Annotated in this window: 12 protein-coding genes; 10 read left to right on the top strand and 2 right to left on the bottom strand. The window is 43.1% G+C overall.

Features of this window, described 5'->3' with window-relative positions:
- Nucleotides 1-77: 77 nt before the first annotated feature.
- The 4 genes from CLV51_RS07965 (at nucleotide 78) to CLV51_RS07980 (ending at nucleotide 7,956) form a co-directional block, all read left to right on the top strand.
- The gene (locus CLV51_RS07965) at nucleotides 78-2,711 is read left to right on the top strand and encodes a glycoside hydrolase domain-containing protein (protein WP_106527431.1); all 2,634 of its coding nucleotides are present in this window, start codon (nucleotides 78-80) and stop codon (nucleotides 2,709-2,711) included.
- A gap of 4 nt (nucleotides 2,712-2,715) precedes the next feature.
- Nucleotides 2,716-3,045: an alpha-N-acetylglucosaminidase C-terminal domain-containing protein gene (locus CLV51_RS07970; RefSeq protein WP_106527432.1), complete on the top strand. Its 330-nt coding sequence runs from the start codon at nucleotides 2,716-2,718 to the stop codon at nucleotides 3,043-3,045.
- Between the two features lie 298 nt (nucleotides 3,046-3,343).
- The gene (locus CLV51_RS07975; protein WP_106527433.1) at nucleotides 3,344-6,481 is read left to right on the top strand and encodes a SusC/RagA family TonB-linked outer membrane protein; all 3,138 of its coding nucleotides are present in this window, start codon (nucleotides 3,344-3,346) and stop codon (nucleotides 6,479-6,481) included.
- Nucleotides 6,482-6,492: 11 nt separating this feature from the next.
- A complete protein-coding gene (locus CLV51_RS07980; protein ID WP_106527434.1) occupies nucleotides 6,493-7,956 on the top strand; it encodes a RagB/SusD family nutrient uptake outer membrane protein in 1,464 nt (487 codons plus the stop codon).
- A gap of 149 nt (nucleotides 7,957-8,105) precedes the next feature.
- Here the strand turns inward: CLV51_RS07980 and CLV51_RS07985 are convergent, their stop codons facing one another.
- A complete protein-coding gene (locus tag CLV51_RS07985) occupies nucleotides 8,106-8,939 on the bottom strand; it encodes a bifunctional helix-turn-helix domain-containing protein/methylated-DNA--[protein]-cysteine S-methyltransferase (RefSeq protein ID WP_106527435.1) in 834 nt (277 codons plus the stop codon).
- A gap of 407 nt (nucleotides 8,940-9,346) precedes the next feature.
- Here CLV51_RS07985 and CLV51_RS07990 point away from each other — a divergent pair, with 407 nt between their 5' ends.
- Complete coding sequence (locus CLV51_RS07990) at nucleotides 9,347-9,763, top strand: c-type cytochrome (RefSeq protein ID WP_106527436.1); 417 nt, start codon at nucleotides 9,347-9,349, stop codon at nucleotides 9,761-9,763.
- 118 nt (nucleotides 9,764-9,881) lie between these two features.
- A complete protein-coding gene (locus tag CLV51_RS07995; RefSeq protein ID WP_245898651.1) occupies nucleotides 9,882-11,294 on the top strand; it encodes a DEAD/DEAH box helicase in 1,413 nt (470 codons plus the stop codon).
- A 104-nt stretch (nucleotides 11,295-11,398) separates the two neighbouring features.
- Here the strand turns inward: CLV51_RS07995 and CLV51_RS08000 are convergent, their stop codons facing one another.
- Nucleotides 11,399-12,742, bottom strand: coding sequence for a DUF2252 domain-containing protein (locus CLV51_RS08000; protein ID WP_106527437.1), 1,344 nt, complete (start codon nucleotides 12,740-12,742; stop codon nucleotides 11,399-11,401).
- 281 nt (nucleotides 12,743-13,023) lie between these two features.
- Between CLV51_RS08000 and CLV51_RS08005 the strand changes: the two genes are divergently transcribed.
- The 4 genes from CLV51_RS08005 (at nucleotide 13,024) to arsB (ending at nucleotide 16,178) form a co-directional block, all read left to right on the top strand.
- Entirely contained in the window at nucleotides 13,024-13,611 is a 588-nt protein-coding gene (locus tag CLV51_RS08005) for an RNA polymerase sigma-70 factor (protein WP_211301948.1), read from the top strand.
- Between the two features lie 264 nt (nucleotides 13,612-13,875).
- Nucleotides 13,876-14,205 (top strand): ArsR/SmtB family transcription factor, encoded by a 330-nt coding sequence (locus CLV51_RS08010; protein ID WP_106527438.1) that lies wholly within the window; start codon nucleotides 13,876-13,878, stop codon nucleotides 14,203-14,205.
- A 56-nt stretch (nucleotides 14,206-14,261) separates the two neighbouring features.
- On the top strand, nucleotides 14,262-15,092 hold the full coding sequence (locus tag CLV51_RS08015; protein WP_106527439.1) for an arsenite methyltransferase: 831 nt from the start codon (nucleotides 14,262-14,264) through the stop codon (nucleotides 15,090-15,092).
- Nucleotides 15,093-15,101: 9 nt separating this feature from the next.
- A complete protein-coding gene (gene arsB, locus CLV51_RS08020; RefSeq protein WP_106527440.1) occupies nucleotides 15,102-16,178 on the top strand; it encodes an ACR3 family arsenite efflux transporter in 1,077 nt (358 codons plus the stop codon).
- The last annotated feature ends 3 nt before the right edge of the window (nucleotides 16,179-16,181 follow it).

Here is a 16,181-nt window from a genome sequence, read left to right on the forward strand (position 1 = left end):
GTATAAAACATTTTTTATTACCACCCTTCTTTTGTCAGGAAGGGTGGTAGTTTTCTGTTATTAAACTTCTTCCGAAAATGTTAAGGAAATTATTATTATCAACATTACTATCGGGCAGTATATATCATTGTATCGGGCAATCAAATGATTTACTGCAGCCTGCCACCGCCAGTGAAACAGCTGCTTTTAATCAACAATACAAGGGACAGCCATTTCTCCTGTTTCCGGAAACGAGGGAACATCCTATCCGCTTGCTGGATAGCTTGCCGGTGGCCTGGTTACATGCACATCCTGAACAGCTGCCGGTGCTGAAGGCTACTGCGCAACCAGGTGAGTTTTTTGTTTTCCAGGTGGGCGTGTATGCGCACAAAACTTCACTGGAACAGGTAGCTGTGCGATTCAGTAAGATGGAAGGTCATCCCGTCATTGCGCCAGATAGTTTTCAGTGTTTTAATACCAGTGGAACCGGATATAACGGTAAGGGCTACACGACTATTGTAAACGTGCCCACCGGCCGCATTCAGCCATTATGGATAGGTGTACAACTGCCTGTTAACGCCACCGGTAGCTACCGTACACCGGTAACTATTACGGCAAAGGGGAAAGCACCACAGGTGATGATGCTGGAGTTAACAATAGATGGTGCTGTATTGAAAGATGGTGGTGTAGACGATGCCTGGAGGCTGGCAAGACTAAAATGGCTGAATAGTAAAGTGGGTGCAGATAACCGTGTTACTAACGGTTACGCACCTGTGAAAAATGAAAACGGCACCCTATACATCACAGGACGTTCCGTACAATTAAATAACCATGGATTACCTGCTGCCATTAATACCTATTTCGCCGGCGCTAACGATGTTATTACCACTACTCCCAGTGCTTTGCTGGCAGGCGATATGAAACTGGTTATCACTACCGCTGATGGTAATGACATTGCCTTGCAGCCAGGTTCGTTGCGCATGTTGGCAGCAACGCCCGCAGGTACGCAATGGGAGGTATCCTGCAGTGGAAAAGGTATTACGGTACTTTGTAAAGGCAGCCTGGAAGCCGACGGATGGGGTAATTATTCCATGGAAGTAACAACTAATAAGAATATAACGATAAAGGATATACGCCTGGAAGTACCACTGAAAAAGGAGCGTGCTGCCTATGCTATGGGACTCAATCATGAAGGCGGCTACCGCCCGGATACAATTGACTGGAAATGGGATACTGCCACCCGTCAGCAAGATGCACTGTGGATTGGAGATGTGAATGGTGGTGTGCGTATAAAGCTGAAAGCAGAAAATTATAAGCGGCCACTGGTAAATATTTATTATCCTTTTGGCCCTTTGCAAAGCCCGCCATCCTGGTGGAATAACGGGGCCGGGGGAGTTACCGTGTGGGAAAAGACCGGAACCGTATTATTTACCGCCTACAGTGGCGCAAGAACATTGCAGGCCGGACATCCATTGTTTTTTGATTTTGAAATGCTGATTACACCTGTAAAACAATACAGTAAAAAGGTGCAGTATGGTGATCGTTATTATCATTCGGATTCAGATGTAAGCGCAGACTATTTACCCGCTGCTAAAGCCGTTGGTGCGAATATCATCAACATACATCATAAAAAAGATATTTACCCATACATCAATTATCCTTATCTGGCCGAAAGTGTACCGGATCTGCAAAGTTTTATCACTAAAGCACATGCACAGGGCGAAAGGGTAAAACCTTATTACACTACACGTGAGCTGACCGTTAATTTACCTGAATTCTGGGCCTTCCGCAGCTTAGGTGGTTCCATCATTTTTCCTGGTCCGGGTAAAGCAGCACGTACTGTTATTCATCAAAACGGTCCGCCTGCGTGGTTGATCAATAATGTAAAGGAAAATTTTATACCTGCATGGGTAGCCACTTTCACCAAAGGGAAATATAAAGGTCATGAAGATTATTCCGTGATTACCACACCGGATTCCCGTTTGAATAATTTTTACCTGGCGGGATTAGACTGGATGGTAAAAAAGCTGGAGATAGATGGTGTATATATAGATGATTGTGCGATGGACCGGCTAACGTTAAAGCGTGCACGAAAAATACTGGATGATAACCGTCCTGCTGCGCGTATTGACCTCCATAGCTGGAATCATTTTGACAGCAGGGCCGGATGGGCTTCCTGCCTGAACGTTTACATGGATCTGTTGCCTTATATCGACCAGGTGTGGATAGGTGAAGGGCGCAATTACAATCGTGCACCGGATCATTGGTTGATAGAAGTATCGGGTATTCCTTTTGGTTTGCCTTCACAGATGCTGGAGGGTGGTGGTAATCCGTGGCGTGGAATGATTTATGGCATTACCAATCGTGCCGGCTGGACCAGGGATCAGTCGCAATGGCACCTGTGGCAGTTCTTTGATCAGTACGATCTGTTGCATAAACAAATGATCGGTTACTGGGATCCGCAATCACCGGCAACTACAGATAATGACCAGGTAAAAGTAACGGTATATAAAGGGAATCAACAGGCAGTGATTGCCATTGCCAACTGGAGCGGAACAGCTGCCACCTGCAGGTTGCTGCTGGATCCAGAAAAACTTGGCTTTAATCCGGCTACAGCTACTATTAGCATGCCTGCTATACCCGCATTCCAGGAAGAAGGTCATCCTGCTTCTTTACAGCAACTGGAGGTACCGGGTGGAAAAGGAATGCTGATTGTAGTAGATAAAAAATAAAAAATTGTATGAAGAAAAGTGGATTAGTATTTATACTGCTATGCTGTTTCGGCATAATTCGCCCGGCAGGGAAGATTATTTTCTATTTCTTGGTAATGAACTGAATAAAACAGGCGAACGATATATAGAAACCGATGCCATTAATCATCGGTTTAAGCGACCCGCTAATGAAGCCAACGATTTTTATAAACAATTATCTAGATGGGAATATCAGTGGTGTAATCAGCAGGATGATTTTCCTGTTGTAGCTAACGGAGATGCGTATATGATAGCTAAACAATTGTATGAAAAGTGGTGGCCGGTGGCACATTCTTACTGGAGCCTATCAAGATAAAAAAAATATTTGATCTCTCTTTTAATATGTAAACGAATGGTAATTAATTAATTACCATTCGTTTTTTAGTTTCAGGCTACATGAAAATTAAAACATATTTATGTTCTGTGCGAAATGGTGAAATAATTTTTTATTTTTAGTTACCTATAATAAAATGCCAATGGAATTAGCCCATGTGTATATTGTAGTGTTTTTGCGACCAAAATCTGAATCTGAATCTAAATAATATTATTACAACCAAAATCTGATCATCAACCAGATATAATTCTTATTAGTTTAACCAAAATCTACATCTAACATGAGGAAACTTGTACTCGTGGTAGTCAGCATGCTATTGATAGCATCCTCCTTGCTGGCCCAAAGTTCTCGCACCGTTTCAGGAAAGGTGATCGACGAAGCAGGCAATGCGATGCCTGGTGTTTCTGTTAGTTTGCCAGGTGGTAAAACAGGAACCGTTACTAATAATAAAGGCGAATTTTCCTTATCTGTACCCGATGAAGCTAAAACATTGAAAGTCTCTTTTGTAGGCTATGAAGCGAAAACATTAGTGATAAAAGGTAGCAGTGTAGGGACTGTTGCACTTACAACTGATAGCAAAGCTATTTCAGAAGTAGTGGTAGTTGGTTATGGTACACAACGTAAAAAAGATGTTACTGGAAGCATTTCTTCCGTAAAAGGTGGCTCAGTAGCAGAGTTGCCGGTACAAAGCTTTGAAGCCGGTCTTGGTGGCCGCGCTGCAGGCGTACAGATCACCGTTCCCAATGGTATAGTAAATAACCCGCCTGTATTCCGTATCAGAGGTTCCAATTCAATTTCTATGAGTGCGTATCCGCTGATTGTTATTGACGGGGTACCTACTTTCTCTGGTGATGTAGGTACTTCCAGTGCACCATTGAACCCACTGTCCAGCATCAATCCGTCTGATATAGAATCTATTGATATTGCTAAAGATGCTGCTGCTACTGCTATTTATGGCAGCCGTGCTGCCAATGGTGTTGTGTTTGTGACTACTAAAAAAGGTAAAGCTGGTCGTCCAAAAGTATCTTACGACGGATGGGTAGGTTTTACAAAACCTACACGTTTGCCTGCTGTATTGAATACAGCGCAGTACCTGGAAGTAAAAAATGAAGCACTCACCAATGCGGGTAGCACTGACCGTTATGTTGAAAACAAAGATGCTAACGGTAACACAATTGATACAAAATGGATGGATGTTGTTTATCGTTCCAGGACTGTTTCGCAGAGCCACAACGTAAATGTTTCAGGTGGTACAGAAAATAGCAGCTATTATTTTTCAGCCGGTTATACCAAGCAGGAAGGCATTTTGAAGAGAAATGATTTTGCCCGTAAGAACCTCCTTTTTAATATTGACCAGCGACTTGGAAAAGTGGCCAGTATCGGTGCTAAAGTATCTTATTCCAATGAGCAGAGCCTGATCTCCGGCTCATCGGGTTCACTGGAAGGGGAAGCGTTTAACTCCGGCGGTTTGGCCAGACTGGCATTTCTGACTACTCCATTGGTAGCACCATATAACAATGACGGTACTTATAATGTTAGTGGTTCCGGTTTGGATGGAGGAAAAAACACCTTGCCGGTTGGTATCTATAATCCTAAAATATTGCTGGATCTGGATCACTCTAATACAGAGGCCAATCACGTGCAGGGAAATGTTTACCTGCAGGTAAAACCTTTTGAGTGGATGACCCTGAAAACACAGTATGGAGCAGATTTCATACTGATGAATAATGATCTTTACCAGAATAATATACAGGGTGATGCAAGATCCTCTTCCGGTGATGCATCCAGTATTTATACACAGTATAAAAGATGGGTTTGGACCAATACAGCGCAACTGGATCGCACTTTCGGCAAGCATGCTTTGAGTTTATTGGTTGGTAGCGAGCAACAGCGTGATGCGCGTGAACGCTATGGCCTGGAACGTCAGAAGCAAATGGATAATTATTTCAACAATACTGAAGGTGGTTGGTTGACAGATCTCTCCAGGAGTTTATATCGCAGGGAAAACTATTTGTTATCAGCTTTCACCCGTTTGAATTATAATTATAAAGAGAAATATTATTTAAGTGCCAATGTTAGACAGGATCAGTATTCTGCTTTTGGTCCCAATCATAAAAAAGGTGTTTTTTATGGTTTTTCTGCCGGATGGGAAATCACGAAAGAAGCCTTCTGGGCTAACAGTGGATTGGATCATGTATTCAGCAGTTTCAAGATCAGGGCAAGCCATGGTAAAGTGGGTAACTCTGCAGGGCTGGGCGATTATGATGCATTGTCTTTATACAAACCTATTCCTTATGGTGGTAGTTCTTCCCTTTATTTCAATCAGGCCGGTAACCCTGACCTTAGTTGGGAAACCAGTAAGAAAACAGATGTCGGCTTTTCCTTTGGGTTGTTGAATAACCGCATTAGTGGTGAGGTATCTTATTACAATACGGATATTAATGGCCTGATCCTGTTTGTACCGCAAATGCCATCTGCCGGTATACCTACTATTATTACTACGACTACCACAGCTACTATTCCTTCCAACGTAGGCCGTATGTTTAACAAGGGTGTGGAATTCAGTATAAATGCAGGTGTTATAGCCAAAAAAGATTTTACCTGGAATGCATCTTTCAATATAGCGTATAACAAAAATGAAATAACTGCGCTGGCCGGTGACCTGACTTCCATACCTTTTGTTACCAGTAGCCTGGAACAAACCAGTATTAACAAGGTAGGGTATTCTTCCAGTATGCTTTACGTGGTTCGCACCGCTGGTGTTGATCCTGCTACCGGCAGAAGAATATTTATTAATGGCAACGGAGATGAAGTATACTTCAGTTTTTCTGATGCTGTTAAATATAAATATGCGGATGGCAAACCAGCTAATGCAGTGGGTGTAAAAGATGCGATTGCCTATAAAAACACCAATCCAAAATTCCTGGGTGGCCTGGAGAATACATTCCGCTACAAAGCTTTTGAGCTGAATGTATTACTCACTTATCAAACAGGATTTTATGTGTATTATGGTAGTAATGCAGGTTTAAGAGATCAGCGTTACTGGAATAACAGTACCGATGTGTTACACAGATGGCAGAAAGCGGGCGATCAGACTGATATGCCACGTTTGGTATATGGTGATAATATCTCCAACGGTTCTTCTTTTGCACTGGCATCTAATGTGTTTAAAGGTGATTTCGTGAAATTGAGTTCAGTAGGATTGACATACAGACTTCCTGAAAAGCTGGCCCAAGCCATACATATGAGCGGCGCCAAGGTATATGTAAGAGGACAAAATCTCGCATTGATCACGAAGTATCCTGGTCCTGATCCGGAAGTTTCTTCCAATGGTAATAACGCATCCGGCCAGGGTGTGGATCGTAACACACTTGGAAACGGACGAACCATGACGGTAGGTCTTAATGTTAATTTCTAAACTGATTGAAGATGAAAAAATATAGCATATATATACTTGTCATAGCGATTACAGGGTTAGGTGCCTGCCAGAAGGATAAACTGAATCCGGTTCCATCCACTGATATACCTGATTTTAAAGCATTTGAAACAAAAGAACGTATCACCAGCCAGGTGAATGGTTTATACTCTGTGCTGAAGAACGGAAAGTTCCTGGGAGGCAAATTTGCGATTGCCAATGAAGTAAGGGGAGAGGATTTTGTAAATGAAAAACAAAATAACGTAACCCTGCAGGCATCCTGGAAAATGGTTACCACCGGGGAGGCGCAGGAAGTAAAAGAGTTGTGGTCACAGGGTTATATGGCCATCAATAACGCCAATGTATTTATGGCCGGTATGGCCGCAGCAGGCAATAAAATTGTTGGGGATTCAATAGGTAAAATATACACAGGGGAAGCAAAGTTTGTTCGCGGTGTGAGCTACTTTTCGCTGCTGCAACTTTTTGCCCGCCCGCATTGGGATGGAGCAGGCAGTAAGCCCGGTTTAATTCTTCGTTTTGATGGTAATACCAAGCTGGGTAATTATGCCCAGGCACGCAGTACGGTAAATGAAGTATATGCGCAGATCATCAAAGATCTGGATTCTGCTGAAGCGCTGTTGCCTAAGGTAAATCCTGGTACGCTGACAGCCATTGCACGTGCAAATGCCTACAGCGCCATCGCCTATAAAACACGTGTATATTTGTACATGGAGCAATATGATAAAGTAATATCGGAGGCAGCAAAACTGGTGTCTGTAAATGCGCCATTTGTTTCACCTGCAGGACATGCTTTAGAAGCGGATATACAAAAGGTTTTCACGGCACCTTATTTCACAAAAGAGTCGTTGTTCTCTCTGCCATTTACCATTTCGCCCGGAGATTTTCCTGGCACGCAAACGCAGTTGGGCTTTTATTTTACCCCAGCTGCCAATCCATATTCGGGTAACGGCGAATATTCCCTGCATCCTAATGGTGTGATAGCTGATTCAAGCTGGAAACCAGCTACAGATGCACGCAGGAAATTTATTTTTAAATCCGGTACAAAAAATTATTGGACTAAATTCCCTACTCCAAGTCCTTTTACAGATTATGTTCCTGTTATCAGGTATGCGGAAGTATTACTGAACCTTGCTGAAGCAAAAGTTCGCCAGTCCAATGCGGTAGATCCTACAGCGGTGGCGCTGCTTTCTGCAATAAGACACCGTTCAGATGCCGGCATTACTTATGCAACAAGTGATTTCGCCAGTGCTGCTGCGTTATTAGCTGCTATCATACAGGAAAAACATATTGAGTTGTTGGGTGAAGGTTTCAGAGGAATGGAAATTACCCGTCTTGGTATTCCTGTTCCGATGAAAAGCAGTACCGTACCAGCAACCGCACCAACGGCTTCAGCCTACATCTGGCCAATATCGTCTGATGAGCTGATTTATAATAAACTTTGTGTGGATAATAATTAGTTGTTCACTTCATTATTCTTTTCGTATAACCGGCAGGCGCTTTATAGTGCTGGTCCTATTTTCATAAGCAAAAACAGGGCTGTCCACACGAGTGGGCAGCCCCTTTTATTGTTACACCGTTTCGGCGTGTTTTCTGCTTCCTGCAATAATTATTTGTGATGATCTGTTTTGGCAGCTTCCCATCCTATCATGGCCATCTTACGGGTATCGCCCCAGTGGTATTGTCCTAATTCACCGGTGGATTTTATAACGCGGTGGCAGGGAATCAGGAATGCCACGGGATTTTGCCCTACGGCCGTGCCTACTGCCCTGAAAGCGCCGGGACTGTCTGCTTTCTGTGCCAGCTGTGAATAGGTCGTTAAATCGCCCATGGGGATCTTTAACAGGGCTTCCCATACTTTTATCTGGAAGGCGGTGCCTTTGAGATGCAGTTTTATCTCCGATAAGCGGCTCCAGTCTTGTGTGAAGATGTACAGTGTATTTTGCTGTATCATATCCACCACCTGTGTAAACTGTGCATGCGGGAATAGTGCTGTCAATGTATCCAGTGCTGCTGTGCGGTCGTCTGCAAAAGCCATATGACAAATACCTTTTGAGGTGGATGCCACAATAATATTTCCGAAAGGGCTCTCCGCAAAGCTGTAGTTGATGTGCAAAGCTTTTCCACCGTTTTTAAATTCGCCGGGTGTCATACTTTCGATGTTGATAAACAGGTCGTGTAAACGCCCGGTACCGGAAAGTCCTGCTTCATAAGCCGCGTCAAACACGGTGGCTTTATCTTCTTTCAAAATATTTTTCGCATATTCCAATGTGAGGTATTGCAGAAATTTTTTAGGTGTAACACCTGCCCATTCCGAAAATACCCTTTGAAAATGAAAGGGACTCATATGCACAGCGGCGGCCATTTCCTGCAGATCCGGCTGTTCCCTGAAATTACTTTTGATGTAGTCTATTGCCGTTGCAATTTTGTTGTAATTGTCCATGGCGTAATGTTTTAATACAAAAGTAGACAGGATGAGGTGCCTGGAAAACCCGTTACTTGCTGTTTATTAATGAAATGTTTTAAGAGAAAACGCTGCACTTTTATGGGGATAAAGTAAAGAAAAATAAATGCAATTGTCTGAACCAGGATTTTTAGGATTGAATGGATTACCCTGATGGGTGCCGAAGATCAATGAGTAGATTTTAGCGGATATCTTCAATATAAAACAACATAACGCCCATCAGGGTAATTTATTCAATCTTAAAAATCCTGGTTCAGACAGGGGAGTAATTGGGTGACTGAAGAAAGATGGATAGTATATATAGATTATTACTATTTATTTATAATTCTTTTTTGTAGATTCCCTGTCTGAAGGAAGCATTAAAATACTTATTTAAACCCATGGTCATGAAAATCAGCAAAAGTTTTATGGTAGTGGCGGCGCTATTGGTAGCCGGCACGCTATGTTCACTCGCATTGCCACAGGAGCCCGAAAAGGCACAGAACCTGAAGGTGCTGCCAAAAAATATCAGTCATGAAGAACTGATTACGGTTATGCGCGGTTTTGATGCCGCTTTAGGGGTAAAGTGCAATTTCTGTCACGCACCACAAAAAGATGATGCGAAGAAACTGGATTTTGCCAGCGATGAGAATCCGCACAAAGGAACGGCGAGGGAAATGATGAGAATGACGAAACGTATTAATAAGAAATTCTTTAAGGGCAGTGAAGTAATGGCGGTGTCCTGCTACACTTGTCATCATGGTAATGAGGAGCCAAAAACCAAACCGGACGAGGCACCTGCTGCACCCGCTGCTGCTAAATAGTTTTGAAGGCCGTTTAAAACGGCCTTTTTTGTTACCTTTTATAGCTGTATGCGGCGTGGCCTCATAGTAGTTATTTTCCCTCTTTCATATGCTATTTTTTTAATTTATCATGTTCCTGATGGGAAAAGCAGTATCTTTGCCATCGTCTGTTGAGTTAAAACATAAAGCACAGAAGTGTTTTCCTTCTCTCCAGTCCAGCAATCTTTTCTTTACTGCTCTCCTCAATTGTGATAACGCTAAAGATGAAGAAGCGTTATTTTATATTTATTACATCAGATATTTCAACATGTTATTTGAGCAATTAGGGCTTATTGAGCCCATTTTAAAAGCAGTTAAAACCGAAGGCTACACTACGCCTACTCCCATACAATTACAGTCTATTCCTATTGTATTGGAAGGTAAAGACCTGCTAGGATGCGCACAAACCGGTACCGGTAAAACGGCCGCGTTCGCTATACCGATTTTACAGTTATTACATAACAGTACACCAGCCAATCAGGGCTTTAAACATATCCGCACATTGATACTCACGCCTACCAGGGAACTGGCGGTACAGATTGGTGAAAGTTTTGCCGCTTATGGCAAGCATACCGGCCTGAAGCATGATGTTATCTTTGGTGGGGTACCACAGCACAGGCAAACTATTGCATTGCGTAACGGTACCGATATCCTGATTGCCACTCCCGGCAGATTGCTGGATTTGATGAACCAGGGATATATTTACCTCAATCATCTGGAAATATTTGTACTGGATGAGGCTGATCGTATGCTGGATATGGGCTTTATCAATGACATTAAAAAAGTCATCAGAGAGCTGCCGCAGCAAAGACAAACACTGTTCTTTTCTGCCACTATGCCGCCAAGCATTTCACAACTGGCCAACTCTTTACTCTACAAGCCGGAAAAGATAACTATCACACCAGTATCTTCTACAGCTGAAAGAATTGAGCAATCAGTTTATTTTGTAAAGAAGAAAGATAAACAGTCGTTACTGGATCATCTTTTAAGAGATAATACTATTAAGAGTACCATCGTATTCACCCAAACGAAACATGGTGCAGACAGGATTGCAAAAAACCTGAAGAAGCGCAATATCAATGCAGATGCATTGCACGGCGACAAATCACAGGCTTCCCGTCAGAATACCCTGAACAACTTTAAAAATGGCCGCCTTCGTGTATTGGTAGCTACAGATATTGCTGCAAGAGGTATCGATGTGGATTCACTGGAACACGTGATCAATTATGATCTGCCAAATGTTTCAGAAACTTATGTGCATCGTATAGGCAGAACCGGTAGAGCAGGTGCTGCAGGCTTTGCATTGTCTTTCTGCGATACAGAAGAAAGAGAGTACCTGGATAGTATCAACAAACTGACGAAACAAATTATACCGGCGGTGAGTCATCCTTTTGAAGAGGCTGCACTCATAGAAGCCAACAGTGCTAATCCTGACATGCCTAAGGCGGATCCAAGAAGACCTAAGCCTAAGAACAGAAAGGGTAGAGTTGATAAAAGAGACAGAACCTTTTAGCTGTTAGCATTTAGCTATTAGTAAAAAAGCGGAGATATTAGCAAATGCTGATATCTCCGCTTTTTTTATGCTAACAGCTAATAGCTAAATGCTAACAGCTTTTCTCAGGCTTTTTCTACCGGCAATTTTCCTGCTTTGATGGCCTTCATAAATTCTGCGTAGTCTTTTTCTGTTTGATCTGCATAAGCCACTGCAAACTTGCCGATAGCCTGATCAAATACATCTGCTTTGCCCATATAGCTGCTGATGATATTGCCGTGGCCGGTTTTGGCGTGGGCCCGGGCCAGTACGCGGCCACACAGGCCGGCATAGGCGGCCAGTAATTCTTTATCAAAATGTTCCACATCCGGGGCTATTTTACGGTCGCGGAGCTGGCGCAGATAGAAATGTCTGCCTTCCAGGCCGGTGCTCCAGCCCAGGAAGATATCGCTGGCTGCCTGAACGAGGCGTTGTCCCTGTACAATGCGTTCGCCATTATGTTTGTACTTACTTTTGGCGGTATAGGCTTCCAATACGCTGGTCCGGGCTTCTTTTACCTGTATGAACAAGGGTTCTTCCCTCGCATTCATCATCAGTGCTACCAAACAGCGGGTGCCTACACTGCCTACACCTACTACTTTCAGCGCAATGTCTATTATTTTGAACTGGTTGAAAAGATAGTGTTTGTCGTCCGGTAAAGTGCGCATGTAAAAGTTAAGGAACGACTGTACCATGTCTTTCTGCTTATTCAAATCTATCGGGTGGTATATCAGTGGATGTTGATCCGCAATTTCAAAATTACCTAATGCGCTTTGTGTAATCTTATAAAATACTTTTTGCTGGGTGCTTTTTGATGCCTGGCTGATGGCAGCTCTTAGCATCTGCTTTACTTTTTCGCTGCGGGCTTTTTCCACGAGTCCCTCCATCTCAAATTTCATATACCACAGATCAAGGGTTTTCATCTGTGAATATTCAGCGATGGCATTGCGATAGGCGGTGGCCACGTCTACCGCCATTTCCCGTGCATCTGCCTCCCGCATGCTGTTATGTCTTGCTGCCAGCACAAAGCTGGTGGCCAGTCTTTTTACATCCCATTCCCACGGAGCGGGTATTGTTTCATCAAAATCGTTTGCATCAAAAATGAGGTTACGTTCCGGTGTGGCGAAGCCACCGAAATTCATTAAATGGCAATCGCCCATAGCCTGCACATGTAGTTGTGTATGGGGCAGGAAGGAAAGGTCCTGGGCCATGGTGCCGGCCATACCCCTGTAAAATGCAAAAGGGGAGGCACTCATTCTGCTGTGCCGGATGGGGATCAGTTCTTTTACACGATCGTAATTGGACTCCTTAATAGCAGCCAATACAGTAGGGCGTTTGGGGGCCAGTGTAAACGTTCCCTGCGCTGTGCGGGGTACCTTTTCTCTGGCTTTTTTGCCCAGATTTTCTGAGGTGTCTGAGGTGGTAGTCATAAGTGTGATATATTAAGCAAACATTAAAGTGGGTACACTTGTTTAGTATTGTGATACAATCGTTTGCAATTTCAATGATTTGGTAAATCAGATTTTTTATTCTACGTTTGGTTATCAGTTTAAAGCGTTTCATCTGTATCAACCAAAACAGTGATAATTTAAGTAAATATTTCCATTTTAATTTAAGAGTATAACACAATCATCATCAGCGCGCGTTAATTATTTTCATTATTACACTACAGACAGTGTTTCACTTGTTATATACCTGATATTCCTTGCCAGTGCAACAGTTAAAAATTCAACAGGTAAACCTGCAGGATATTGCAGCAGGTAATGAAAAAGCTTTCAAAGCTTTGTTTGACCAGTATCGTGGTCGCTTATTCTATTATATTTCCCGCTTCATAAAATCTGAGCAGGTGGCAGAAGAACTGGTGCTGGACGTATTTATGAAAATATGGACCGGCAGGGAGCTGATTACTCAGATCAATAATTTTGATGCTTTTCTCTTTCGTATTGCACATAACAAGAGTATTGATTTTCTACGTTCAGCCGCTAAGGATCAGCGTTTGCAGGAATTATTGTGGGAAGGGATAGAAGTAGCCGCAGCAGATGAAACAGATGCTTTGCTGATCACCCATGAATATGAAGAAAAGGTGCGTATGGCTATCTCACTGCTTTCTCCGCAATGCAAAAAAGTATATAGTTTAAGCAGGGAGCAGGAACTCACACACGATCAGATAGCGCAGCAGCTGCACATTTCCAGGGCTACGGTTAATAATCATATTGTACTCGCGCAGCGATTTATCCGTAACTATCTTGCTAAAGAAATAGATCTGGCCATCGTTTTGCTGCTTATCGGAAGAGTATAATTTTTTTTACCGGTCTTTAGTTATCCGGTCTTTTTTATTCGTCTTATTATGGTAGACTGCTGAGAAGATCCGGACTGATTTGATGATAAGGCCGGATGAGAAGAAGAATGTTTGGTGAGATATGTAATAAACGTTGATAACTGACAAATACATGTTGAATTGAAAGCGGTCGTCTCATTTTTATGAGAGGACCTCCTTATGTAAAGTTTTTTTTGTGTTTAATTATATTATCGTAATATTGCGATACGACAACAGTGATATATCATGGGGGCTTCAAAATCAGATTTATTTACCAAACAGCAGAATGACATTGCCACTATGGCAAAAGCACTTGCGCATCCTGCGCGGATAGCCATTTTGCAGTATCTGTATAAGAAGAACGCCTGTGTTTGCGGAGACCTGGTGGAGGAACTGGGACTGGCACAAGCTACTACTTCCCAGCATTTAAAAGAGCTTAAAAATGCAGGGCTTATACAAGGAACCATAGAAGGGGCCAGTGTTTGCTACTGTTTACATCCGGCTGTATGGAAACAATACCAGGAATTATTTGCCGGCTTCTTCAAAGAAGTAAAACTGAGTAAAACCTGCTGCTAAAAATTTTTTGTTAATATCTATCGCAATATTGCAATAATAAGATGAATTGCTTTGTTATGTCTACCGATGAACAAATAAAAGAAATGGTAAAGCAAAAGTATGGTGAGATTGCTTTACAGGATAAAGCCGCTAATGAGTCCAGCTGTTGCGGCTCCGGATGTTGTTCTACAGATGTGTATAACATCATGAGCGATGATTACTCCGCACTGGAAGGATACAACGCTGCGGCCGATCTGGGGCTGGGTTGCGGATTGCCTACACAATTTGCACACATTAAAAACGGGGATACGGTTATTGATCTTGGTGCAGGCGCCGGCAATGATTGTTTTATTGCCCGGAAAGAGGCCGGTGAGAGCGGCAAAATCATTGGCATCGACTTCACCCCCGCCATGATAGAAAAAGCCCGTATAAACGCAGAAAAGCTGCAATTTAATAATGTGGAGTTCCGGCAGGGAGATATTGAGCGTATGCCGGTATCTGCCAATACCGCCGATGTAATCGTAAGCAACTGTGTATTAAACCTGGTACCTAACAAAGATGGTGTTTTTAAGGAAATACTGCGGGTATTGAAACCTGGTGGTCACTTTAGTATTTCAGACATTGTACTGGAAGGTACTTTGCCAACAGCCTTACAGCAAGCCGCTGAAATGTATGCCGGCTGCGTATCCGGAGCTATTCAAAAAGAGGAATACCTGGGATTGATAGCAGCGAATGGGTTTACCGGTATCACGGTGCAAAAGGAGAAAGCCATCATCATCCCCGATGATATTTTAAGCACTTACATGACTGCTACAGCAATAGCAGATTTTAAAACCGGGCATACCGGCATTTACAGTATCACGGTATATGCGGAAAAGCCCGCCTGCTGTGGCCCTGATTGTTGTTGATAAAAAGTTATGAGCACTATAACCAATTGTAATCCTGCTCAACGCAGGCAGTTATCTTTCCTGGACCGTTATCTGACCTTATGGATCTTCCTGGCCATGGCGCTGGGCATCGGGATCGGGTATTTTATTCCATCTGCCGCAGGCTATATTAATTCCTTTTCTACCGGTACTACCAATATTCCGCTGGCAATAGGCTTAATACTGATGATGTATCCGCCGTTAGCGAAAGTACGCTACGAAAATATGGGAGAGGTATTCCGTAATACCAAAGTACTCAGCGTTTCACTGTTCCTCAACTGGATAGCAGGGCCCATACTCATGTTTGGCCTGGCGGTATTGTTCCTGCATGATTACCCGGAATATATGACAGGTCTTATCCTGATCGGACTTGCGCGTTGTATTGCCATGGTAATTGTATGGAATGAACTGGCAGAAGGTAACCGGGAATACGCCGCCGGCCTGGTGGCATTAAACAGTATTTTCCAGGTATTGTTATACAGCGTATATGCGTACACGTTTATTACCTGGCTACCCGCGCTGCTGGGTATGAAAGGAATGACGGTATCTGTTGGTATCAGCGATATTGCAAAGAGTGTAGGCATCTACCTTGGTATTCCCTTTCTGGCAGGTATTATCAGCAGATATAGCCTTATTGCCCTAAAAGGGGAAATGTGGTTCCGCGAAAAATTTATTCCGCTGATATCTCCTGTAACGCTAATCGCCTTACTTTTTACCATCGTGGTGATGTTTAGTTTAAAAGGAAAGCTGATGTTGCAGATACCCATGGATGTATTGCGTATAGCCGTTCCATTGGTAATTTATTTTGTGATCATGTTCCTGTTAAGTTTCCTGCTGGGCAAAGCCAGCGGAGCGGATTATTCACAGAATACCGCCATCGCATTCACTGCAGCCGGCAACAATTTTGAACTGGCTATTGCGGTGGCTATCGGGGTATTTGGCATTAATTCCGGACAGGCTTTTGTAGGTGTGATAGGTCCGCTGGTGGAAGTACCCGCATTGATTGCGCTTGTCAACGTAGCCTTTTGGTTGCGCAATAAATATTATCGTTCTCAAAAACAGCAATAACTG

The sequence above is a fragment of the Chitinophaga niastensis genome (genome assembly GCF_003014755.1).
Taxonomy (GTDB): Bacteria; Bacteroidota; Bacteroidia; order Chitinophagales; family Chitinophagaceae; genus Chitinophaga; species Chitinophaga niastensis.